A 21,964-nucleotide genomic window follows, 5' to 3' on the forward strand; every position below is an offset into this window, starting at 1 on the left:
GGGGCAGAACATGATGTTTCGCCGGGCGAGAAATATCGTCGCTTTGACGGCATTGGCAACGGTTGCGGTCTACGGCAGTTTCATGCCTGCCGCAGCTGCCGGCGCCGACATGGGCTATGCTGTCGTTCCGACAGCGATTATCTACCCCGGCGAAACGATCGACGGCGGCCAGCTTCAAGAGGTCGAGGTTACCAATCCGAACCTCGCAGCCGGTTACGCCAAATCCATCGAAGAAGTTAGCGGCATGATCTCGAAGCGTACGCTACTGCCCGGACGGACGATTCCGGTCGGGGCGTTGCGCGAGCCTTATACGGTCACGCGCGGCTCGCAGATTCGTCTCGTCTTCAGCATGGGTATGATGACGATCTCCGCGGCGGGCTCGCCGCTCGAGGACGGCTTTACCGGCCAGGTCATCCGCGCTCGCAACATGGACTCGGGGGTCATCGTAAGCGGCACCGTTCTTGCTGACGGCACCATACACGTGGCGGCAAAATGAAGATTGTCTCTCGCATTTTCGCCGCGCTCGCGGCCCTTTCGATGTGCATGGCGCATGTGACGCCGGCATTTGCGGTGACCTCGCGGATCAAAGACATCGCTTCGCTGCAAGCCGGGCGTGACAATCAGCTGATCGGCTACGGTCTCATCGTCGGCCTCCAGGGAACGGGCGATGGCTTCCGCGCTTCGCCGTTCACCGAGCAATCGATGCGCGCCATGCTCCAGAACCTCGGCATCTCGACTCAAGGCGGACAATCCAACGCCAAGAATACGGCCGCCGTCATGGTCACGGCCAACCTTCCGCCCTTCGCGAGTCCCGGCAGCCGCATTGACGTTACCGTCAGCTCGCTCGGCGATGCGACCTCGCTGCGCGGCGGTACGCTCATCATGACGTCCCTCTCAGGTGCGGATGGCCAGATCTATGCCGTAGCGCAAGGTTCTGTTGTCGTGTCGGGCTTTCAGGCACAGGGCCAGGCGGCGACCGTGACCGAAGGCGTCACGACCGCCGGTCGCGTTCCGGGCGGCGCAATTATCGAGCGCGAACTCCCCTCGCACTTCAAGGATTCCGTCAATCTCGTGCTGCAGCTCCGCAATCCGGATTTCTCGACGGCCGTGCGCATTAGCGACGTCGTGAACCGGTATGCGTCCGCTCGCTTCGGCGGTCCCGTCGCGGAGCCCAAGGACGCACAGGAGGTGGTTGTGCAGAAGCCGCGTGAGGCGGACCTTACACGATTGATGGCGGATATCGAAAATCTCGCCGTCGACACCGATACGCCGGCGAAGGTGGTGATCAATGAACGCACCGGCACGATCGTGATCGGAGCGGACGTTCGCGTCTCGCCGGTTGCAGTCAGCTACGGAACGCTGACTGTGCAGGTCACTGAGACGCCGCAGGTTATCCAGCCTGAACCGTTCTCACGCGGGGTCACCGCCGTTCAGCCGCAGACCTATATCTCTACGCAGAAAACCGGCGGGGCCCTCGCAGTCATCAACGGACCAGACCTTCGAACCCTTGTCGCAGGTCTCAATAACATTGGCGTCAAACCGGATGGTATCATCGCTATCCTGCAGGGTATCAAATCTGCAGGTGCGCTGCAGGCGGAGCTCGTACTGCAATGATCGTTTCGAAATTCGGCCTGAATATCTCTGAACTGTTGCGGAGCCTCGCGCTGCCCGCTGCCGCAGTTGTCCTTTTGTCCATCCCGGGCGCTTTTGCCCAGGAGGCGGCAAGCCCCACCGGCAACCTCACGTCGGAAGAGGAAATCAAACAGTTCTGCACCAATATTGCCGATCCGGCACGTGACCAACGCTATTTGCTGCAGAAACAGGAACTCGAAAAGCTGCAGGCGGATATCGACTCCCGCATGGCTGAGATGGGCAAGCGCACGGCCGAATATCAGGATTGGCTGAAGCGTCGCAATGACTTTCTCAAGCAGGCTCAGGCAGGCCTTACCGACATCTATAAGAACATGAAACCGGATGCTGCGGCGCTGCAGCTCCAGGAAGTGAAGACCGAGGTCGCGGCCGCGGTGATCATGCGGCTCAGTTCACGTCAGTCGAGCCTGATCTTGAACGAGATGGATCCGCAGAAGGCGGCGGTCCTCGCCAATATCATCGCAAGTGCGTCCGATCCCAATACGTCGAAGGATCCCTCATGAACAAACGTTTCCCGGCTGCCGTTGCCGCTGTTGCTCTTCTCGCAGGCTGCCAATCGCCGCAGGCTGTGAGGGAGATCGGCCGGGCGCCTGCCATGAGCCCGATCGGCAGCGGCCTTGCCTATGGCCAGACACCGCAGATGTCGCTTTATCCGAAGAATCCGCACCAGGTGGCGCAGGGGTATTCCCTGTGGAACGACTCGCAGTCAGCCCTTTTCAAGGACGCGCGCGCGCTTAACGTCGGCGATATCCTGACGGTCGATATCCAGATCAACGACAAGGCATCGTTCGACAACGAAACCAGTCGTAGCCGGCAGAATTCGAGCGGCCTGAACTGGGATGTCAACGCGCAGATCTTCGGCTGGACGCCGCAATCGAAAACCGATGTCACCTATGGGTCCGACACCAGCACGGATGGCAAGGGCAAGATCGAACGCACGGACAAGCTAACGCTTCTCGTCGCGGCCGTCGTCACCGGTATTCTGGAAAACGGCAACCTCGTGATCAGCGGCTCGCAGGAGGTTCGTCTGAACCAGGAACTGCGCATCCTCAACGTCGCCGGTATCGTGCGCCCGCAGGATGTCAACTCCGACAACCAGATCTCCTACGACAAGATCGCCGAAGCGCGCATCTCCTACGGCGGCCGTGGCCGTCTGATGGAAGTGCAGCAGCCACCAAGCGGCCAGCAGGCCGTCGATCTTTTCTCGCCGCTCTAGGGCCTCACAGCTATGGCAGACGCAGTGGAAAACGAAGGCAGACCCAAAAAGAGGCCTGCAATGCCGATCATGGCGGCCGGCCTGCTCGCGCTGACCGTGCTCGGCGGCGGAGGGGGCTGGTTCCTTGGCACGATGATCGCCCCGAACGTCAAAAGCGCCGAGCAGGCGGCGGCGACGGAAACGGCCCCGGCCGGTGCCGGGGAAGGCAAGGAAGCCGAAGCCGGGCTTCCTCACATCTCCACCGAAGCAAACAACGTCGTTCAGCTTGAGCCGATCACCTCTAACCTTGCCTATCCCTCGGAAAATTGGGTACGGCTCGAGGTGGCGCTGCTTTTCGATGGCCCTCCGGACGTGAAGATGGCCGAGGATATCCACCAGGATATCATGGCCTACATCCGGACCGTTTCCCTTCAGCAGATCGAAGGGCCGCGCGGCTTTCAATATCTCAGGGATGACATCCAGGAACGTGTTGACCTGCGCTCCAAAGGGCGCGTATCGAAGGTCATGTTCAGGACCTTTGTCATCGAATGATTCGATTCATAGTTTTATTTGCTGCCATGATGGCGGTGCCGGAACTGGCGTTTGCCCAGCAGTTGCCAGGCAATCTTTTGAATATCCCGGTCGATGGCTCCGTCGCGGCCTGGATTATCCGTACCTTCGGTCTTTTGACCGTCCTTTCGATTGCTCCCGGCATCCTGATCATGGTGACGAGCTTTCCGCGCTTCGTCATCGCCTTTTCCATCCTGCGCAGCGGCATGGGGCTTTCTTCAACGCCTTCCAACATGATCCTGCTCTCGCTGGCGCTCTTCATGACCTTCTACGTCATGTCGCCGACTTTCGATCAAGCCTGGCAGACCGGCGTGCAGCCGCTGCTGGCCAATCAGATCAACGAGCAGGAGGCGGTGCAGCGCATTGCCGAGCCTTTCCGCACCTTCATGGCCGCCAACACGCGCGACAAGGATCTGGCACTCTTTGTCGACCTCGCCCGTGAGCGTGGCCAGACGGTCCAAACGGGTGCCCAGATCGACTACCGCGTTCTCATTCCGGCGTTCATGATTTCGGAAATCCGGCGTGGGTTTGAGATCGGCTTCCTGATCGTTCTGCCGTTTCTCGTCATCGACCTGATCGTTGCGACGATCACCATGGCGATGGGTATGATGATGCTGCCGCCGACCTCGATCTCGCTTCCCTTCAAGATTCTGTTCTTTGTCCTGATCGACGGCTGGAATCTGCTGGTCGGCAGCCTCGTGCGGTCCTTCCACTAAGCCGTTTCGATCACCGTCACTTCTTGACCCGACCTCGTCGTGGCCATTGTTCAGGCGGAGCGATCTAGCCGCTAGTCCTGCTGCTCATTACTTTACCTCGGGTTAACCATTGTCCGGGGTTATAAATTTGCTCCGTCGTCGTTAAGAAGATCGCAAGCAATAGCGGCGAGATTGGCCCTCACATGACGGGTTTGGTTTTACGAACCGAGTGGCATGAGGCTGGTCCGTCATTACCGGTATTCAAAGTCCGGTATGTCCTCCTTTTCGTATCTCGTTTCCAAGGGGACACTTATGACGAGCATCAATACCAACACCTCCGCCATGGCCGCTCTGCAGACGTTGCAGGGCATCAACAAGAGCCTTTCCAATACGCAGGCTCACGTTTCGTCCGGTCTGCGCGTCGGTTCCGCTTCCGACAACGCCGCCTACTGGTCGATCGCAACGACCATGCGCTCCGACAACGGCGCGCTTTCCGCCGTTTCCGACGCTCTGGGCCTGGGTTCGGCCAAGGTCGACACCGCCTATTCCGGCATGAACGCCGCCATCGACGTCGTCACCCAGATCAAGAACAAGCTGGTCGCCGCCACCGAAGACGGCGTCGACAAGACGAAGATCCAGGGCGAACTCAAGCAGCTGCAGGATCAGCTGACGAGCATCTCGCAAGCTGCCTCGTTCTCCGGCGAAAACTGGCTGGAAGCCAATCTCACGGCGGGCGGTGGCTCGGTGGGGAAGAGCGTCGTCGCTTCCTTCGTCCGTGATGCCGCTGGCAACGTCTCGGTCAAGAAAGTCGACTATACGCTCGATGACACCAACGTTCTGTTTGACACTGGCGGCAACACCGGCATCCTCGACAAGACGACTACGATTGACGGCAACGGCGTTTCGGTCGACGTCAACATCGGCGGCACGGTGTCCTCGTACAACGTCGTCAAGTACACGACCCAAGACGTCATCGCTGACGGTGCGACCTTCGACAGCGGCGGCCAGGTGGCTGTTGGCGGCACGGCGGGTTTCACGGGCTATGTCAAGGTCGCCGATGACACCTGGGTTGCGGCCATCGACCAAGGCGCCAACACGGATCACGAGATTTTCGCCACTGACGTCGACAACGGCAACGTCTGGGCGATCGACGAGGGGAACCTCGCCACCGTAGCATCCACAACCACCTCCGTATCGACCCTGACGATCGACAACACCACCACCTCAGGCCAGCTCGACGGCATGATCTCGATGGTGGATTCCGCTCTCAAGCAGATGACCAGCGCGGCTTCGTCGCTCGGCTCGCTGAACTCGCGCATCGACACGCAGACCGACTTCGTGTCGAAGCTGATGGACTCGATCGACAAGGGTGTCGGCAAGCTCGTGGACGCCAATATGGAAGAAGAATCCAGCAAGCTGTCGGCGCTGCAGACGCAGCAGCAGCTCGCTATTCAGTCGCTGTCGATCGCTAACTCCTCGTCGCAGAACATCCTGTCGCTCTTCCGCTAAGAGCGAAGTAGGATCTTTCGAATGAGCTCGCGGCCGGGTCATCCCCGGCCGCGAAATGTTTAAAAGTAGGTTAATGTTGGTCGCATAAGTTACAGATTTATTTACACTTTTTCCTTTCGTTGTTCAGCGTTCCTTAACCATATTGGTGTTTTCTGGGGCCATCGAAACGGCGGCTAACATTACGAACCGGTTAGCAGGCATGATGCTGATAGCCGTTCCCGGTAAAGGTCCGGAATGTCCCCTCCCATTCGCTTTCAACAAGGGACACTAGTATCATGACGAGCATTCTCACCAACGGCGCGGCCATGGCCGCTCTGCAGACGTTGCAGGGCATCAACAAGAGCCTTTCCAATACGCAGGCTCACGTTTCGTCCGGTCTGCGCGTCGGTTCCGCTTCCGACAACGCCGCCTACTGGTCGATCGCAACGACCATGCGCTCCGACAACGGCGCGCTTTCCGCCGTTTCCGACGCTCTGGGCCTGGGTTCGGCCAAGGTCGACACCGCCTATTCCGGCATGAACGCCGCCATCGACGTCGTCACCCAGATCAAGAACAAGCTGGTCGCCGCCACCGAAGACGGCGTCGACAAGACGAAGATCCAGGGCGAACTCAAGCAGCTGCAGGATCAGCTGACGAGCATCTCGCAAGCTGCCTCGTTCTCCGGCGAAAACTGGCTGGAAGCCAATCTCACGGCGGGCGGTGGCTCGGTGGGGAAGAGCGTCGTCGCTTCCTTCGTCCGTGATGCCGCTGGCAACGTCTCGGTCAAGAAAGTCGACTATACGCTCGATAACACCAACGTTCTGTTTGACACTGGCGGCAACACCGGCATCCTCGACAAGACGACTACGATTGAAGGCAACGGCGTTTCGGTCGACGTCAACATCGGCGGCACGGTGTCCTCGTACAACGTCGTCAAGTACACGACCCAAGACGTCATCGCTGACGGTGCGACCTTCGACAGCGGCGGCCAGGTGGCTGTTGGCGGCACGGCGGGTTTCACGGGCTATGTCAAGGTCGCCGATGACACCTGGGTTGCGGCCATCGACCAATCGGGCGACACGGATCACGAGATCTTCGCCACTGACGTCGACACCACCGGAGTCTGGGCGATCGACGAGACGAACCTCGCCACCGCACCAACCACGAACACCTCCGTATCGACCCTGAAGATCGACAACACCACCACCTCAGGCCAGCTCGATGGCATGATCTCGATGGTGGATTCCGCTCTCAAGCAGATGACCAGCGCGGCTGCGTCGCTCGGCTCGATGAACTCGCGCATCGACATGCAGACCGACTTCGTGTCGAAGCTGATGGACTCGATCGACAAGGGTGTCGGCAAGCTCGTAGACGCTGACATGGAAGAGGAATCCAGCAAGCTGTCGGCGCTGCAGACGCAGCAGCAGCTCGCCGTCCAGTCGCTGTCGATCGCCAACTCCTCGTCGCAGAACATCCTGTCGCTCTTCCGTTAAGAGCTTCAAGCTCGTCGGATTGCTTGACGAAAACCAGACGCTGGCCGGCTTTTTCCGGCCGGCGTCATTTTCTCTATCCGGCGTTAACGCGGCATTAACCATATTGCTGTTTCTTGGCTGCATAGAAACGGTGAGTTAACCGACTTTAAGCGCGGGTTAACAGGCATGAAGCTGGCACCGTTGCCGGTGAAATCCGGAATGTCCCTTTTTCAAGCAGCCAACAGGGGCACCCTTTCCATGACGAGCATTTTGACGAACACGTCCGCAATGGCCGCACTCCAGACGCTGCGCAGCGTTAACGCCAGCCTGGAGGATACGCAGAACCGTGTTTCCTCCGGCCTGCGCGTGAGTGACGCTGCCGACAATGCCGCCTACTGGTCGATCGCAACCACCATGCGCTCCGACAATGGGGCCCTTTCCGCCGTTTCCGACGCTCTCGGACTCGGTTCTGCTAAGGTTGACACTGCCTATTCCGGCATGAACGCGGCTATCGACGTCGTCACCGAGATCAAGAACAAGCTGGTCGCCGCAACGGAAGAGGGTGTCGACAAGACGAAGATCCAGACCGAGATCAGCCAGCTTCAGCAGCAGTTGAAGAGTATCGGCGACGCGGCCTCGTTCTCCGGCGAAAACTGGCTGGAAGCCAATCTCACCGCCGCAGGTGGCTCGGTGGAGAAGAGCGTCGTTGCTTCGTTTGTCCGTGATTCCTCCGGCAACGTCTCGGTGAAGAAGGTCGACTACACGCTGAACAGCACCAACGTCCTGTTTGACACCGGTGCCACGCTGTCGGATCCTTTAGATCCTACCAGTCCGAAATATGGCCAAGGGATTCTGGACAAGGCGAACACGATTGAGGGCAACGGCGTTTCGGTCGACGTCAACATCGGCGGCACCGTGTCCTCGTACAACGTCATCAAGTACACGACCCAAGACGTCATCGCTGACGGTGCGACCTTCGACAGCGGCGGCCAGGTGGCTGTTGGCGGCACTGCGGGTTTCACGGGCTATGTCAAGGTCGCCGATGATACCTGGGTTGTGGCCATCGACCAAGCGGGCGCCACGGATCACGAGATCTTCGCCACTGACGTCGACACCAGCGGAGTCTGGGCGATCGACGAGACGAACCTCGCCACCGCGTCAATGACAACTTCCGTATCGTCCCTGAAGATCGACAACAGCACCACGTCAACTCAGATCGACGGCCTCGTTTCGATGGTCGACAGCGTCCTCAAGCAGATGACCAGTGCTGCTTCCCAGCTCGGCTCCATGAACTCGCGCATCGACATGCAGACCGATTTCGTGTCGAAGCTGATGGACTCGATCGACAAGGGTGTCGGCAAGCTCGTGGACGCCGACATGGAAGCCGAATCCAGCAAGTTGACGGCACTGCAGACGCAGCAGCAGCTCGCCGTCCAGTCGCTGTCGATCGCCAACTCCTCGTCGCAGAACATCCTGTCGCTCTTCAAATAAAAACGGCAACGCCGGCAGCGCACCGGCTCTGCGAACAGAGAATCAGAGCCGCGCCTCCCGGGCGCGGCTCTTGCCGTATCTACGACCAGGAATTGCCTCGCTTGCGGCGGCTTCTTTTTCGCGAAATCAAGACCTTGCCTAAAGCTTGCGTGGACCGCTGGGAGGCACTTGCCGTCGCGGTAAATGTTAGGTTAATTTCAGCGAAGAGTTGATTTGATTGCGACGCACCGGTTGGAGGGACCAGCCGGAGGCATGAAGCCAGTAAGGTCGCTGCCGGCAATCCCGGCCTGTCCCTTTTCCTTCATTTCGAGGATTTATCGATGGCCTACACCATAACAGACGTAGGCGCGTTGAACGTGCTCACCGTTCTTCGCGGCGTTAACAAGGAGGCCGACTCCATTCAGCGGCAGATATCGTCGATGATGCGTGTTGAGACGGCCGCGGATAATGCGACTTCCTGGGCGGCTGCGACGACTCTGCGATCCGACGACAACGCGATGAAGACGATCGACGACGCCCTCGGTGTCGGCAGCGCCAAGGTCGACACGACCTATACCGCGCTGACGTCTCTTATCGATGTGGTTTCGAAGATGCGCTCTACGATTGTTTCGGCGACCGATCCGGCCAACGATCGAGAGAAGCTCAACATCACCCTGGATCAGTACAAAGCGCAGCTGGATACCATCGTATATTCCGTGAATTTCAACGGCGAGAACTGGCTGCTGAACCGCGATGCGACCGCGCCGGCGCAACGGTCCGTTACCGGCGGATTCGTGCGCGGCCCGAACGGTGAATTCTACCCGCAGAACATTACTTATCCGGCTGCCGACGCAATCATGATCGACACGAGCGACGCAAGCCGCGGCCTGCTGACGAAATCGATAAGTGCCGATCCGGCTGCCGTGCCGGCCCGCAACTACTATCTGCTCGATGCTGGTTCGACCACGCCTGCAACTGGCACCCAGATATCGATCTCGGTCAACTCGACGTCGCAAGACCTGCAGGACATGCTCAACGTGTTGGATAACGTCCTCTCGAACCTCAATACGACGGCCACCGGGCTCGGCACGATGAACGCGCGCATCGAGGATCGGCAGAGCTACGTGGAGACGCTTTCGAAATCCCTGAAGACGGGCATTGGCGCTCTCGTCGATACCGATATGGATGAAGCTTCGGCCCGACAGGCCGCGTTCGAAACGGCGCGGGACATGGGGACTGAAGCACTCTCGATCATGAACACCTCCGCAAGCAAGATTCTCATCCTGCTTGAGTAGTTGCGCCTCGCGAATGGCAGGCGGGGAGACTGCCATTCATCCTCGCGCAAGTTTGGCTTTCTAGTTTCGACCAGAGACGTTGTGAGCCGTGCCGAGGGCTGCCGAAGGCCTTCGAAGCCGCTGCTGGCGTAAGTTTGGTTCGTTTGAGGCGGGACGCGCGCATGCCGAAACTGATTGCAAAGGCCGGGTGGTTTTGATGAGCGCTATGCTTTCCCGGTATTTGAAGGACTTCGGAGAGACGAGACCCGCTGAGCCGGTCATCGACCTTAACAGCTCTGCGGACGATAGCTATGGCGGCTTGCCGGACACATCGGAAATGCCCCCCGCCGTCGACGTTGAGGCTGAGCGCCGCGACGCCTACAGCGAAGGCCATGCGGCGGCTACGGCCGAGTTGACCGAGAAATACGAGCTCGAGGCCCAGGCAGTCGCGCTTGTCCACCAGCGGGAGAAAGACGACCTGGTGGCAAAGCATGCAGAAGAGTTGGCGGGGGTGATCGCACGCCGGCTAGATGCAATTGCCGCGGAGGTCGCCGATCTCGTGAGCGCCGCGACCGCGAAAGCGATAGCGCCGGTGCTGACGGAAGCAGTTGCTGCTGAAGCCGTCTCAAGTCTTGCGACGTTATTGCACGAGGCAATCTTGGAAGGCGCGCCAGGCTCGATGATAGTCAAAGGCCCGGCGCAGCTCTTTGAATTGCTCAAGGCCGAAATGGGCGAAAGACAGAATCTGCTGCGCCATCAGGAGACCGATGATGTCGATCTCGTTGTTGAGGTCGAGGATTCCGTCCTGGTCACGCGCATTTCCGCTTGGTCTGCCAGCCTGAAGAAAGTTCTTGAATGAGCGAAAGCGAAAATCATCACCACGGCAGGAACGAAGTCATCATCGTCAAGCGGCATGGTGGCGGCGACCATGAGGGCGGGCATGGCGGAGCATGGAAAATCGCTTATGCCGATTTCATGACCGCGATGATGGCGTTCTTCCTCGTCATGTGGCTTGTTAACGCCGCGAACGAGGAGACGAAGGCGTCGGTGGCCACCTACTTCAATCCGATCAAGCTCGCGGATGAGAAGCCAACCGAAAAAGGTTTGAAAAAGCCTGTCGACCAGGCTGATGGCGAGGAAAAGCAGGACAAATCAAAGGAAAAGGAGGATGAGCCCACCAAGGGCGCGTCTGCTGCCAATGGTGACGATCAGACCTCGTCCTCCGGCGACAAGACGAATTACTCCGAAGCCAATTTCTTCGAAAATCCTTACTCTGTTCTGGCTGAGATTGCACAGGAAGTCGGTCAGCAGGCAAATGTCAGCGTCAAGGGCGAGGGTGGCGCGAGCGATTCCGGCCCTGCAACCGGTGCCGATGGCGGGCAGGCTTATCGCGATCCGTTCGACCCGGATTTCTGGACGAAGCAGGTCGAGGTTTCACAGACAGACAAGGCCTCCCAGGCGCCAGGCGAAAAGACCACACAGGCTGCAGCCGATGAAGCCGACCCCAATCCGAAAGCCGATGCGACGGAACTAGCGAAGGCGGAGGCTGCCGCCTCGAGCGCGGATCGGGCAGCAGCACCGGTCAATTCGCCACAGGACAAAGCGCCCAATGAAAGCGCCGCCCTGTCCCCGGGCAAGCCGAGTGCAGCCGCAACTGGCGGACAGACATCTGCCGCGCAAACGGTGGCCGACGCACAGAAGCAGGCGGAGGAACTGCAGCAGGAAATCGCCAAGCAGATCGGTGGGGTCGCGGGTAAGCTTGCCGAGGGCTTGACCGTCACACCGGCGGAAGGCGGGCTGCTCGTAAGCCTCTCTGACCAGAGCGACAGCTCCATGTTCAATGTCGGCTCCGCCGTTCCGCGCAAGGAAATGGTGCTGGCGATGGAAAAGATCGGCGAAATTCTGAAGGATCGTCAAGGAGCGGTGGTAATCCGCGGCCATACGGATGGCCGCCAGTACAAGGGAACCGACAACGCAAACTGGCGCCTCTCGACGGATCGTGCCCAGGCGGCCTACTACATGCTCGTCCGCGGTGGGCTGGATGAGAAGCGCATCTCCCAGGTTTCTGGCTTTGCCGATCGCAAGCTGAAGCTGCCGGATGACCCATTCAATGCCGCCAACCGCCGCATTGAAATCCTGGTTCAGGCGGATCAAGGATAATCTCATGGCGCGCTTGCAGCACCGTCATCTTCTTCTGGCTGTCGGACTGGCGATCGCTTCGCCTGCCGTCGCGACCGGAGGAGATCAGGAAAACGCGGCGCCGTACAAGATGCTGCGTTCGCTCCAGTTCGTGCAGGACTCGGTTGCTCTCGGGGATAGCTCGGCCGGTGAGATGCAGCGCTTCATGCTGGGGACGATAGATCAGCGCCTGCGGTCCGTGGACCCTTCCGTCTTCGAGGACGCCCGCAATGTCGATGCCGCACTCATCTATGCGATGAGCGGCGGCAATCCGGCTACGCTCGAGTATCTGATCGCTCGCGACGTGAACGGCTATTTCGACAATCGCGTGACCGATGTTCTACGCAAGTATCTAAGCGGCAAGGGCCTGCTCGTCGCGAAGTCACTGGTCGATATCGCCAACGAGTATCAGGACAAGAAGATTGGTCCTTACCTCGATCTGGTCGCGGGTAATGTCATGGTGGCGCAGAACCCCACCGAAGCACTCAAGCTCTACGATCAGGCACGTCTTGCTGTCCCGGGCACGATCGTCGAAGAAGCAGCGCTTCGCCGTTCCGTCGCGATCAGCGTCCAAGCGGGCCTGGTCGACAGGGGGCTCGGTTACTCGCAGCGCTACGTGCGGCGATTCCTTCACTCGCCCTATGCAAGCCAATTTGCTGATCTCTTCGTCAAGCTGGTGATCGAACACAACGAAGTGAAGACGGAAGATATCGTCGCCATCCTCTCCTTCATGGACGAGCCAAGACGGCGCGAGGTCTATCTTCGCATCGCGCGCGCTGCCGGCATTGCGGGCAAGGCTGAGCTTGCGAAAACAGCGGCGACATATGCGCAGTCGCTTGCCGGTGCAGAGGATAATGCCCTCGGCCCGGTTGCGGATTTTTACGGAAACATGGCCTCAGTCTCCACCGCCGATGTCGACGCCGCGGCCAAAAGCATCAGCAGCGTTGCCGACAGCGAACTCTCCCCGCGTGATCGTGCGCTTCGAGCCGCGGCGCAATCAATTGCGGAGCAGGTGTTGCAAGAACCGGACGTGGCAAGCCTGACGCAAGCATCAAAATCTAAACCTTCTAATGAAGAAAATACTTCTGGACAGGCTGCCGCATCGGCCAGCGATGGATCTCCGCCCGGGTCTTCGGCACCTTCCGAGCCCGTTGACGATGGGGCAGCGCCAAGCCCGGCATCCGGCAGCACTGAGGGTCAGCAGGATGCTGACTCGGCATTCACATCTTTCATGACGACGAGCCGTGCGAAACTCGATGAAATCGACGGGCTTTTAAGCAAAGAAGGCAATTGACGATGGACATGAGCGTTCCGGGAGGAGGCGTCGCCGCCGAGGCAGCGCAGGCTACCAGAGGCAATGGTGCGGCTGCAAAGCGCGACGATCAAGATAAGGGCGGCTTTTCCGACCTGGTCTCCAAGGCTGGAAGCAGTTCTCAGAACAATGATTCTGTGAACCAGGCCGGCACCGACCGTGGGGATGCGCCTGGTAGTGAAGATGCACATGCAGCAGATGGCGTGCGCCAAGGCGCCCGGATGAAGCCCATGATTGCTCTTCGCGACGCGTCCTTGAAGCAACATGTGCTGACGCCGCCGGAAGCAGCAATTACGATTGGCAAATCCGGCAAGGATCAAATCGAGGACGGCGGCGATACGGCCGCAGAGACGCTTGACGTGAAGAACGGCATAAGCCGCGACGACAAGGCCGAGGCTCATCCGGTGAAGGGAACCAAGCCAGCGAAAACGAGCGGGACCCGTGGAGACAGAAACGCCGACCCAAGCTCCCTCTCTGGCGCAGACTCAGCCTCTGATGTGCTCGGCCTGCTGAACAGCGATTCACCGGATGCCCGCTTCGCCACGGCGATACCCCTCGTGCATATGAATGCGAAGAACGACACGGCTGGCGAGAAGGCGAGTGGCGGCAAGGGCGCCGTGTCCACTGCGCGTTTGCGCGGGGTGGAGACGCCTGAGCCAGGTGCTGCACAGACAGCCTTGGCGGCAATCGGAGCCAACACGAGCGATGCGCAGCTGCCTGCCACCGACGGGGCTGCCGACGCCGACGGAAAGACGAAATTCCGGCTAAGTCGCGCAGACGGACGTGGCCAGTCGATGGACATGCGTATCGCTGTTGATCAGGACAGCTCGGCCAGCGGCAAGGTCAAGGGCGATGGCGAGACCGTCACGGTCCTCGATTCGCGCCGTTTTATCGGACTCGCACAGAATTCTGCATCCGTTACAGCCGCGATCAGCGGTGACAGCGAATGGGCGCGTGCGATGCAGCCCGGTTCAGCGCTCTCGAATGCTGCCGAATGGACGAGCACCGGAAAGGTGGTCAATACCCTGAAGATCCAGATGGCGCCGGTCGATCTCGGGGTCGTCACGGCAACCATGCGGCTTTCCGGCGACGCCCTGAACGTCGATCTGAAGGTTGCGACCGGCGCCGCATACCGGCAGCTCAAGGAAGACCAGGACCACATCATCGAAGCGCTGCGCAGTCAGGGTTATGCCGTCGACAAAGTCACGATCAGTATGGCCCCTGCGGCGCAGCCGGATGCCGGCAACCAGCCAAATGCGCAGGGACAGTTTCCACAGCACCAGCAATCGCTGCAGCAGGGGCAGGGCGGTGAAGCACGCGAGCGACACAGCCAACCGCAGGGCGGAAACGGAGGCTTCAATGGTGGAGGCGAGACCGATGCTGAGACTGCTTCTGGTACCTCTGGCAGTGGTGCTCCTGGCAGCGTCTACCTCTAGCGCAAGCGCCTCCACCGGAGCCTGCGAGAAGGAGATCCAGTCCGCTGCCGCGAGATACGGCATACCGGAAGGCATTCTCTATTCCGTGGGGTTAACTGAGACCGGGCGCAAGGGTTCGCTTTATCCTTTTGCGCTCAACATAGAAGGCAAGGCAGTCTTTCCTCCGTCCGAGCAGGACGCGTTGAGGCAGTTCTATTTGGCGCTCAATAGCGGCGCCAAGCTGATCGACATCGGCTGCATGCAAATCAACCATTACTTTCATGGTGAGAACTTCCGCTCAGCGGAAGACATGTTCGACCCGCATCGCAATGTCGAATATGCGGCGAAGTTCCTTCGCAATCTCCACGATCGTCATGAGACCTGGACTATGGCGGTAGCCAGATACCATGCCGGACCGAACAATAACCCCGCCCAGAAGCAATATGTCTGTCGTGTTATCGCGAATCTGGTGGCGACCGGCTACGGCAAGTGGACTCCCAATGCGAGTGCATTTTGCCAGAATTGATGCAATCAAAAATTGAAAAATGTGAACAAAACGGAATCGTGCCGCAATGTGGCAACTTTTGGTCCAAAATTGGATTCGCAAGACCTAATTTACAGTTCATTAAACTTTCCACGCGATTTTTGTGTCGAAAGTCGGTGAGACATACTAAATATAGAGCAAATCGCGGTCAAATTGTTAATCAACTATTAATTTCTGCCATTGAGTTCCAGCAGCTTGTCCCAGAATCGCGCGATTCGTACCCATAGGCGCATCGAGGTGCCACACTGATTCGGAGGCGGACGAATGATCGTCGTGGTTGATGAGCGTGAGCTCGTGAAAGATGGGTACACATCACTGTTTGGCCGTGAGGGCATTCCCTCCACCGGCTTTGATCCCAAGGAATTCGGAGAGTGGGTACAGACGGCGGCCGAATCCGATATTGCGGCTGTCGAGGCTTTTCTGATTGGTCAGGGAAGGCAGACGTTGGAGCTGCCGCGCGCCATCCGGGATCGCTCCCAGGCGCCGGTGATCGCGGTCAGCGATCAGCCTTCGCTCGAAAACACGCTTGCACTTTTTGATTGTGGTGTCGACGATGTCGTTCGCAAGCCGGTTCATCCCCGCGAGATACTCGCGCGGGCTGCTGCAATCCGGCGGCGCCTGAAGGCGATTTCGACACACACCGACGTCGGCGCGATCCGCGTCTTCTCGGACGGCCGCGATCCCGAAATCAACGGCGAAGTCTTTGCGCTTCCGCGCCGCGAGCGCCGCATTCTCGAGTATCTGATCGCCAACCGCGGTCGCCGCGTCACGAAAACCCAGATCTTCAATGCCATCTACGGCATCTTCGACGAGGAAGTCGAAGAGAACGTCGTTGAAAGCCACATCTCCAAGCTCCGCAAGAAGCTGCGCAAGAAGCTCGGCTTCGATCCGGTCGATTCCAAGCGCTTCCTCGGTTACTGCATCGACTGGAATTGATTTTACAGCAGCGGGCCGACGCGGACGTGCCTTTCAATATTTCGGTCAGGCAGTTCCGTCACAGACAGCTTCACGCAAGGCCCGCCAAATACTCTCCAGGCTATCAAGGAAAACGAGGTTTTCAGATGAGTATTTTCGGGAGCATGAAGACGGCCGTGTCGGGCATGAATGCACAGGCAAACCGCCTGAGCACCGTCTCCGACAATATCGCGAACGCGAACACGACCGGCTACAAGGCGGTTTCGACCTCCTTTTCTTCGCTGGTTCTGCCGTCGACTGCGGGCAACTACAATTCGGGCGGCGTGCAGACGTCGGTACGTCAGTCTGTCAGCGCCCAGGGCGATATGACCTACACCACGTCGGGTACCGATCTGGCGATCTCTGGCGACGGCTTCTTCATCGTGCAGAGCCCGGACGGCATTCCGGTGCTGACCCGAGCTGGCGATTTTAGCCCGGACAAGAACGGCAATCTGGTGAATGCTGCCGGCTTTACGCTCATGGGTTATCCCTACACCTCCGGCCCGCCGGCCGTCGTCGTCAACGGCTTTGACGGTCTCCTTCCGATCAATGTCAATCAGTCCGGTCTGACCGCTATCGAATCGACGGCGGCGAACTTCAAGGGCAACCTCGACTCCGATATGCCGGTCGTCCCCCTGGCTGACCTGCCAAGTGCAAACCAGGATCCGGGTGTTGACTCCACAGGCAAGGCGAACACGTTCAAAACGTCGATGGTTGTCTATGACAAACTCGGCGCGAAGGTTCAGTACGATCTCTATTTTACCAAGAGCGCGGGTGCGACGGGCACCACCTCCGGTGAATGGGACGTCGCCGTCTATAGACACGACGCCGCCGCCACCGGCAGCAGCCCGTTCCCCTATTCGGCCGCTCCGCCTGCTGCCCCTGGTGACGCACTCGTCGGCTCAGGCACTATGGTTTTCGATACGAAGGGCAACCTCATAACGGACGCAACCGATCCGGATGCCGGCACTATCACGAGCAATCTCCCGCTCGTTGATAGCATCAGCAACCTGAACATCGACATGGACCTCTCGCAGTTCACGCAAAAGGCTGCATCCAACAGCGGCACCGGCACGCCGAATGGGCAGCCGGCGAGCGAGGTAACCGGCGTCACGATCGACAAGGACGGCACCGTTTATGCCAACTATGACGAAGGCGATCCGAGGCCCATCTACCGCATTCCTCTTGCGACCGTCGCAAGTCCCGACGAACTGACCCTCCTCAGCGGCAACGTGTACCAGGCAAATGGACGTTCGGGCGTCACCGTTACCGGTTTCCCGCAGACGAACGGTCTCGGGTCCATCCAGTCCGGTGCCCTTGAAGGTTCGAATGTCGACCTCGCTGGTGAACTGACGGAAATGATCGAGTCGCAGCGTAGCTACACGGCCAATTCGAAGGTCTTCCAGACGGGCGCGGACATCATGGACGTCCTCGTCAACCTCAAGAGATAAGTAAGGTAACGACCAAGCCATGTCGCTCACTTCCGCACTTAACACGGCTCAAAGCATATTCAATACGACGGGCACTCAGAGCAGCGTCGTATCGAACAATATCGCCAATGCCGGCAATAAGGATTACGTGCGTCGGCAGGCGTTAATCAGCACATCGCTGAACGGGGCTCAGGTCGTCAAGATTGACCGCGCGAAGGAGGACGCCCTCCTTCGCCAGTTTGTGAATGCCAATTCAAAAGACAGTGCGCAGCAGACGCTCCTGAACGGTCTCGAGGACCTGAAATCGATTGTCGGTGGCAATGACTACGAGACCGCCCCTACCACATATTTGGCGAATTTCCGGAATGCGCTCTCCGCGTTCCGGACTACGCCGAACAACGCGATTGCCGCTCAGGGCGCGATCACCGCGGCGCAGGACCTCGCAAACTCGCTGAACAATTCGACGGACGCTGTCCAGCAGGTCCGTGCGAGTGCGGACAAGTCGATCAGCAACTCAGTTGACCAGCTCAACACGCTTCTCTCCCAGTTTGAAACCGCGAACAACGCGGTCAAGAATGCCGTCAACACGAATGCCGATCCTTCAACGGCGCTCGATGAACGCGACCGCCTCCTGAAGCAGATTTCCAATATTGTTGGCGTCAACGCCGTCACGCGCAACGGCAACGATATGGCGCTCTACACGCCGGACGGCGTCGTGCTTTTCGATACCGTCCCGCGCTCCGTCACGTTCCAGGGCCAAAGCACCTACGACACAAGCACAGTCGGAAACGCGGTTTACATTGACGGCGTGGCATTGGTCCCTGGAAAGGGTGGAACGACGTCCGCAAGCGGCAGCCTCACGGCGCTTCTCCAGCTTCGCGACGAAGTCGCGCCGACATTCCAGTCGCAGCTCGATGAAGTCGCCAAGGGTCTCGTCAGCCTCTTTTCGGAGACGAATACGGCCGGAACCAGCACGCTGCCAGGTCTTTTTACATGGACGCAGCCGGACGGCACTGCGGGCGACACACCAACCACCGGTGCCGTCATCGATGGAATTGCAGGCACCATCAAAATCAATCCCGCAGTCGTGACGTCTCTCGGCGGCGATCCGATGAAACTGCGCGACGGCGCGATCAATGGCGCCGCGTTCGATCAAAACCCCGCCCCCGACAAGAACGGCGGCTACACGGCCCAGCTCGACAAGCTCTACACGGCGATGGGCGCCAAGATGGACTTCGATCCCGGCACAGGCGTCACCGGTTTCAATTCGACGACCGGTCTCGATTCGAATGTCAGCATCATGGACTTCGCATCGAACTCCATCGGCTGGCTGGAACAATATCGCAGCGACGCAAGCGGCGCGGCGGAAAATACTGCAGCAGCGCTTTCCCGATCGGATGAGGCTTATTCCAACGAGACGGGCGTCAATCTTGACGAGGAACTGACGCTGCTTCTCGACATCGAGCAATCCTACAAAGCAGGGACGAAGATTCTCAACGCCGTGGATGAGATGCTGAAGTCATTGCTGGATATAGCGAGTTAAGCCATGAAGAGCTCTTTCATTTCTAGTTCAGCCATTCAGAATGCCATGCGCCTGACGATCCGTCAGTCGCAGAACCAAATGGTCCAGGCCTCAATCGAAGCCACAACGGGAACCTACGCCGACATCGGCTTATCGCTCGGCATCGATTCGGCTAAAAGCATAAACTATACGCGCGAACTCGATCGCATTTCTTCCTTCAAGGACAGCAATTCGACCGTGAACCTTCGTCTTGAGATGTCCCAGAGCGGCTTGGCCGAGATGCAGAAGGCCAGCGACACTCTTGTTGGCAATCTGACAGCGCTCAAGGGAAGCCAGACATCGACCTCCATTGCGGTTACTCTCCAGTCCGCCACCTCAGCGTTTGCGCAGCTGATGGACACCGGAAACATGATTTCCGGCGGTGAATACCTGTTCTCCGGCGTCAATACGGACGTTCCGCCACTGACGGATCGCAGTGCGGCCGTAGAGGCGCAGATCGTCGCTGATTTGAACAGCTATGCGACCGGGTTGGGCAAGGGGGTCAGTGATCTGTCGGCGGCTGAAATCAATACCTTCATGACAAATAGCGTCGAGCCGATGTTCAGCGTGGCGAGCTGGACGGATCCGGTGACCGGCTGGTCCCAGGCATCGAACCAGAACATGACGAGCCGCATCAGCAACTCGGAAGTCATCACGTCGTCCACCAATGCCAATTCCGACGGCATGCGTTATCTCGCGATGGCTACGGTGATGACGAACGCGCTGATCGATCAGGGCCTTGGCTCCGACGCCATGGACGCCGTCTCCGACCGGGCGATCGGCTATGCAGCGCAGTCGACGGCAGATCTCGTCGGGCAACAGAGCCAGCTCGGTCTCTCGCAGGAGCGCGTCACGAAGGCGAACGATGCACTCGATGCGCAGGCCTCCATCATCAACAACAAGGTCGTTGATCTTCAGGGTGTAGACCCGGCGGAGGCCTCCACGCTCGTGAAGTCTTTGCAGACGCAGCTGGAAGCGGCCTACACGATCGTATCGAAAATACAGCAGCTGAGCCTTGTAAATTACCTTTGATGATCAAAGGCGCGTAATCCAAAGAAGGATGCATGAATGTATCAATTCTCTTATTCCGAGGTGATGCAAGACTCGGTGACCGATGCGAAGGAGCGGGAGCGGCAAGTTCTCGATCGGTCAATAGAAATGCTCAAGGTGGCGCGCGACAAGGAAAAATACACCCAGGAAGCTGTTGAAGCACTGTTCTATACCCGGCGTGTTTGGGTGAGCTTCATCGAGGATCTCAAGCATCCCGACAATCAGCTCGAAATCGAATTGCGGGCCAATCTGATTTCGATTGCAATCTGGATCTTGAAGGAATGCGACAAGATTCGGCGGCGCCAATCAAGTAATTACCAAGGCGTTATTGACGTTACCACCATCATCAGGGATGGACTTAAATGAAAAGTACACTTCGTATTTCGCTTAAAGCTGGGGAGAAGATCTTCATCAACGGCGCAGTTTTGCGCGTCGACCGAAAGGTCGCGCTGGAATTCCTGAATGATGTGACGTTCCTTCTTGAAAACCATGTTCTCCAGCCGGAAGAGGCCACGACGCCGCTGCGTCAGCTCTACTTCATCGCCCAGATGATCCTGATCAATCCGGAAGGCAAGGAGCAGTCGACGGCGATGTTCCGCAAGTCGATCACCATGCTGCTGACCTGCTTCAGGAACGAAGAGGTTCTGGCCGAATTGAAGCGCATCGACGGCCTCGTCTCGACCGGCCGCGCATTCGATGCCCTGAAGGCTATCCGCAGCCTCTACCCGATAGAGGACGGCATTTTGAACAACCAGGAAATGCACCCGACGATGGTCGAGCAGATTCGCAAGGAGATCGCGCCATGGCGGTAGACGGCGTTAGCGGGGTAGGCTCTTCGACCACCTCGGACGGCACACAGGCGGCGCAGCAGAAAGCCACGCTCAACTACGACAATTTTCTGCAGCTGCTCGTCGCGCAGATGAAGAACCAGGATCCCACGGACCCCGTGGATGCCAGCGAGCAGATGGCACAGCTTGCAAGCTTTTCGCAGGTGGAGCAGACGATCCAGACGAACAGCAAGCTGGACACGCTGCTTGCCAGCTCGAGCCTCACTCAGGCCGGCAGCTACATCGGCAAGTATATGGAAAGCGCCGACGGCAGCGTCAAAGGCGTCATCTCTTCGGTCAAGGTTTATTCCGACGGCATCATTGCAACGACGAAGGATGGCGGTAAGATTTTGGTCCAGGCTGGCGTCACCATTGCTGATTCGGCCCCGGTATCGAGCGGCGATAACGACTCTGGCGAAACGGATGGCGCTGGCGAAACGGATGGCGCTGGCGAAACGGATGGCGCTGGCGAAACCGGTGGTGCTGGCGAAACTGGTGGTACCGGCACTTCGAACGACACGCAGTCCGGTTAAGGCCGGGCTGTTCCTCCAAGGGCAATATGAGGTTGCCAGACGATGAATGAAGCCGACGCGCTCGATATTTTCCAGGCGGCCATCTGGACCGTTCTCATCTCGGCGGGCCCCGCCGTTGGCGCGGCCATGGTCGTTGGCCTCATCATCGCGTTGATTCAGGCGCTGACGCAGGTTCAGGAAGCGACGCTTACCTTCGTTCCGAAGATCGTAGCGGTTTTCGTTACCATAGGCTTATCGGCACATTTCGTCGGCTCGCAGATTTCCATTTTCACCGATATGGTTTTTTCGCGCATCCAGACAGGCTTCTGAGCCACCTTCGCGCAAGCTTCGCCAGTTAACTCTCGAT

General features: G+C 58.7%; 22 protein-coding genes and 1 pseudogene. All 23 read left to right on the plus strand.

What is annotated here, in order from left to right; genetic code table 11:
* The first annotated feature begins 10 nt into the window (after window positions 1-10).
* The 23 genes and pseudogenes from flgA (at window position 11) to fliQ (ending at window position 21,927) form a co-directional block, all read left to right on the plus strand.
* Window positions 11-496: a flagellar basal body P-ring formation chaperone FlgA gene (flgA, locus tag HGP14_RS03245; protein WP_168828398.1), complete on the plus strand. Its 486-nt coding sequence runs from the start codon at window positions 11-13 to the stop codon at window positions 494-496.
* Window positions 493-1,614: a flagellar basal body P-ring protein FlgI gene (locus HGP14_RS03250; protein WP_168828399.1), complete on the plus strand. Its 1,122-nt coding sequence runs from the start codon at window positions 493-495 to the stop codon at window positions 1,612-1,614. The genes flgA and HGP14_RS03250 overlap by 4 nt, the downstream gene beginning before the upstream one ends.
* Window positions 1,611-2,153 (plus strand): MotE family protein, encoded by a 543-nt coding sequence (locus tag HGP14_RS03255; protein ID WP_168828400.1) that lies wholly within the window; start codon window positions 1,611-1,613, stop codon window positions 2,151-2,153. Before HGP14_RS03250 ends, HGP14_RS03255 begins: the two co-directional genes overlap by 4 nt.
* Window positions 2,150-2,866 (plus strand): flagellar basal body L-ring protein FlgH, encoded by a 717-nt coding sequence (gene flgH / locus HGP14_RS03260; RefSeq protein WP_168828401.1) that lies wholly within the window; start codon window positions 2,150-2,152, stop codon window positions 2,864-2,866. Before HGP14_RS03255 ends, flgH begins: the two co-directional genes overlap by 4 nt.
* 60 nt (window positions 2,867-2,926) lie before the next feature.
* A complete protein-coding gene (locus HGP14_RS03265) occupies window positions 2,927-3,397 on the plus strand; it encodes a flagellar basal body-associated FliL family protein (RefSeq protein WP_409527057.1) in 471 nt (156 codons plus the stop codon).
* Window positions 3,394-4,131, plus strand: a complete 738-nt coding sequence (gene fliP, locus HGP14_RS03270; RefSeq protein ID WP_168828403.1) for a flagellar type III secretion system pore protein FliP — start codon at window positions 3,394-3,396, stop codon at window positions 4,129-4,131. Before HGP14_RS03265 ends, fliP begins: the two co-directional genes overlap by 4 nt.
* Before the next feature lie 291 nt (window positions 4,132-4,422).
* The gene (locus HGP14_RS03275) at window positions 4,423-5,619 is read left to right on the plus strand and encodes a flagellin (protein WP_168828404.1); all 1,197 of its coding nucleotides are present in this window, start codon (window positions 4,423-4,425) and stop codon (window positions 5,617-5,619) included.
* Window positions 5,620-5,894: 275 nt separating this feature from the next.
* Window positions 5,895-7,091: a flagellin gene (locus HGP14_RS03280; RefSeq protein ID WP_168828405.1), complete on the plus strand. Its 1,197-nt coding sequence runs from the start codon at window positions 5,895-5,897 to the stop codon at window positions 7,089-7,091.
* A 237-nt stretch (window positions 7,092-7,328) separates the two neighbouring features.
* Entirely contained in the window at window positions 7,329-8,561 is a 1,233-nt protein-coding gene (locus HGP14_RS03285; protein ID WP_168828406.1) for a flagellin, read from the plus strand.
* A gap of 320 nt (window positions 8,562-8,881) precedes the next feature.
* A complete protein-coding gene (locus tag HGP14_RS03290; protein ID WP_168828407.1) occupies window positions 8,882-9,835 on the plus strand; it encodes a flagellin in 954 nt (317 codons plus the stop codon).
* A gap of 196 nt (window positions 9,836-10,031) precedes the next feature.
* On the plus strand, window positions 10,032-10,673 hold the full coding sequence (locus HGP14_RS03295) for a hypothetical protein (protein ID WP_168828408.1): 642 nt from the start codon (window positions 10,032-10,034) through the stop codon (window positions 10,671-10,673).
* Window positions 10,670-11,974, plus strand: a complete 1,305-nt coding sequence (locus tag HGP14_RS03300; RefSeq protein ID WP_168828409.1) for a MotB family protein — start codon at window positions 10,670-10,672, stop codon at window positions 11,972-11,974. Before HGP14_RS03295 ends, HGP14_RS03300 begins: the two co-directional genes overlap by 4 nt.
* A 4-nt stretch (window positions 11,975-11,978) precedes the next feature.
* Window positions 11,979-13,286, plus strand: a complete 1,308-nt coding sequence (motC, locus tag HGP14_RS03305) for a chemotaxis protein MotC (RefSeq protein ID WP_168828410.1) — start codon at window positions 11,979-11,981, stop codon at window positions 13,284-13,286.
* Between the two features lie 2 nt (window positions 13,287-13,288).
* Window positions 13,289-14,740 (plus strand): flagellar hook-length control protein FliK, encoded by a 1,452-nt coding sequence (locus HGP14_RS03310; protein ID WP_168828411.1) that lies wholly within the window; start codon window positions 13,289-13,291, stop codon window positions 14,738-14,740.
* Entirely contained in the window at window positions 14,682-15,245 is a 564-nt protein-coding gene (locus tag HGP14_RS03315) for a transglycosylase SLT domain-containing protein (RefSeq protein WP_168828412.1), read from the plus strand. The genes HGP14_RS03310 and HGP14_RS03315 overlap by 59 nt, the downstream gene beginning before the upstream one ends.
* Before the next feature lie 282 nt (window positions 15,246-15,527).
* Window positions 15,528-16,199, plus strand: coding sequence for a transcriptional activator Rem (gene rem / locus HGP14_RS03320; protein ID WP_168828413.1), 672 nt, complete (start codon window positions 15,528-15,530; stop codon window positions 16,197-16,199).
* A 125-nt stretch (window positions 16,200-16,324) separates the two neighbouring features.
* Complete coding sequence (locus tag HGP14_RS03325; protein WP_168828414.1) at window positions 16,325-17,668, plus strand: flagellar hook protein FlgE; 1,344 nt, start codon at window positions 16,325-16,327, stop codon at window positions 17,666-17,668.
* A 19-nt stretch (window positions 17,669-17,687) separates the two neighbouring features.
* Window positions 17,688-19,190, plus strand: coding sequence for a flagellar hook-associated protein FlgK (gene flgK, locus HGP14_RS03330; protein WP_168828415.1), 1,503 nt, complete (start codon window positions 17,688-17,690; stop codon window positions 19,188-19,190).
* A gap of 3 nt (window positions 19,191-19,193) precedes the next feature.
* On the plus strand, window positions 19,194-20,240 hold the full coding sequence (locus tag HGP14_RS03335; RefSeq protein WP_168828416.1) for a flagellar hook-associated family protein: 1,047 nt from the start codon (window positions 19,194-19,196) through the stop codon (window positions 20,238-20,240).
* 36 nt (window positions 20,241-20,276) lie between these two features.
* The gene (gene flaF / locus HGP14_RS03340) at window positions 20,277-20,624 is read left to right on the plus strand and encodes a flagellar biosynthesis regulator FlaF (protein WP_168828417.1); all 348 of its coding nucleotides are present in this window, start codon (window positions 20,277-20,279) and stop codon (window positions 20,622-20,624) included.
* On the plus strand, window positions 20,621-21,070 hold the full coding sequence (gene flbT, locus HGP14_RS03345; RefSeq protein ID WP_168828418.1) for a flagellar biosynthesis repressor FlbT: 450 nt from the start codon (window positions 20,621-20,623) through the stop codon (window positions 21,068-21,070). Before flaF ends, flbT begins: the two co-directional genes overlap by 4 nt.
* Window positions 21,061-21,492 (plus strand): annotated as a pseudogene (gene flgD, locus HGP14_RS03350) (flagellar hook assembly protein FlgD); the annotation flags it as partial. The gene flbT and the pseudogene flgD, both read left to right, overlap by 10 nt.
* A 168-nt stretch (window positions 21,493-21,660) precedes the next feature.
* Window positions 21,661-21,927: a flagellar biosynthesis protein FliQ gene (fliQ, locus tag HGP14_RS03355; RefSeq protein WP_168828420.1), complete on the plus strand. Its 267-nt coding sequence runs from the start codon at window positions 21,661-21,663 to the stop codon at window positions 21,925-21,927.
* The last annotated feature ends 37 nt before the right edge of the window (window positions 21,928-21,964 follow it).

The organism is Rhizobium sp. P32RR-XVIII, assembly GCF_012641395.1.
In the GTDB taxonomy this organism is placed as follows: Bacteria; Pseudomonadota; Alphaproteobacteria; order Rhizobiales; family Rhizobiaceae; genus Rhizobium.

Bases quoted from the DNA above. Each gene is read 5' to 3' on its own strand.
- flgA (WP_168828398.1), top strand. From the start codon at position 11: ATGATGTTTCGCCGGGCGAGAAATATCGTCGCTTTGACGGCATTGGCA.
- HGP14_RS03250 (WP_168828399.1), top strand. From the start codon at position 493: ATGAAGATTGTCTCTCGCATTTTCGCCGCGCTCGCGGCCCTTTCGATG.
- HGP14_RS03255 (WP_168828400.1), top strand. From the start codon at position 1,611: ATGATCGTTTCGAAATTCGGCCTGAATATCTCTGAACTGTTGCGGAGC.
- flgH (WP_168828401.1), top strand. From the start codon at position 2,150: ATGAACAAACGTTTCCCGGCTGCCGTTGCCGCTGTTGCTCTTCTCGCA.
- HGP14_RS03265 (WP_409527057.1), top strand. From the start codon at position 2,927: ATGCCGATCATGGCGGCCGGCCTGCTCGCGCTGACCGTGCTCGGCGGC.
- fliP (WP_168828403.1), top strand. From the start codon at position 3,394: ATGATTCGATTCATAGTTTTATTTGCTGCCATGATGGCGGTGCCGGAA.
- HGP14_RS03275 (WP_168828404.1), top strand. From the start codon at position 4,423: ATGACGAGCATCAATACCAACACCTCCGCCATGGCCGCTCTGCAGACG.
- HGP14_RS03280 (WP_168828405.1), top strand. From the start codon at position 5,895: ATGACGAGCATTCTCACCAACGGCGCGGCCATGGCCGCTCTGCAGACG.
- HGP14_RS03285 (WP_168828406.1), top strand. From the start codon at position 7,329: ATGACGAGCATTTTGACGAACACGTCCGCAATGGCCGCACTCCAGACG.
- HGP14_RS03290 (WP_168828407.1), top strand. From the start codon at position 8,882: ATGGCCTACACCATAACAGACGTAGGCGCGTTGAACGTGCTCACCGTT.
- HGP14_RS03295 (WP_168828408.1), top strand. From the start codon at position 10,032: ATGAGCGCTATGCTTTCCCGGTATTTGAAGGACTTCGGAGAGACGAGA.
- HGP14_RS03300 (WP_168828409.1), top strand. From the start codon at position 10,670: ATGAGCGAAAGCGAAAATCATCACCACGGCAGGAACGAAGTCATCATC.
- motC (WP_168828410.1), top strand. From the start codon at position 11,979: ATGGCGCGCTTGCAGCACCGTCATCTTCTTCTGGCTGTCGGACTGGCG.
- HGP14_RS03310 (WP_168828411.1), top strand. From the start codon at position 13,289: ATGGACATGAGCGTTCCGGGAGGAGGCGTCGCCGCCGAGGCAGCGCAG.
- HGP14_RS03315 (WP_168828412.1), top strand. From the start codon at position 14,682: ATGCTGAGACTGCTTCTGGTACCTCTGGCAGTGGTGCTCCTGGCAGCG.
- rem (WP_168828413.1), top strand. From the start codon at position 15,528: ATGATCGTCGTGGTTGATGAGCGTGAGCTCGTGAAAGATGGGTACACA.
- HGP14_RS03325 (WP_168828414.1), top strand. From the start codon at position 16,325: ATGAGTATTTTCGGGAGCATGAAGACGGCCGTGTCGGGCATGAATGCA.
- flgK (WP_168828415.1), top strand. From the start codon at position 17,688: ATGTCGCTCACTTCCGCACTTAACACGGCTCAAAGCATATTCAATACG.
- HGP14_RS03335 (WP_168828416.1), top strand. From the start codon at position 19,194: ATGAAGAGCTCTTTCATTTCTAGTTCAGCCATTCAGAATGCCATGCGC.
- flaF (WP_168828417.1), top strand. From the start codon at position 20,277: ATGTATCAATTCTCTTATTCCGAGGTGATGCAAGACTCGGTGACCGAT.
- flbT (WP_168828418.1), top strand. From the start codon at position 20,621: ATGAAAAGTACACTTCGTATTTCGCTTAAAGCTGGGGAGAAGATCTTC.
- fliQ (WP_168828420.1), top strand. From the start codon at position 21,661: ATGAATGAAGCCGACGCGCTCGATATTTTCCAGGCGGCCATCTGGACC.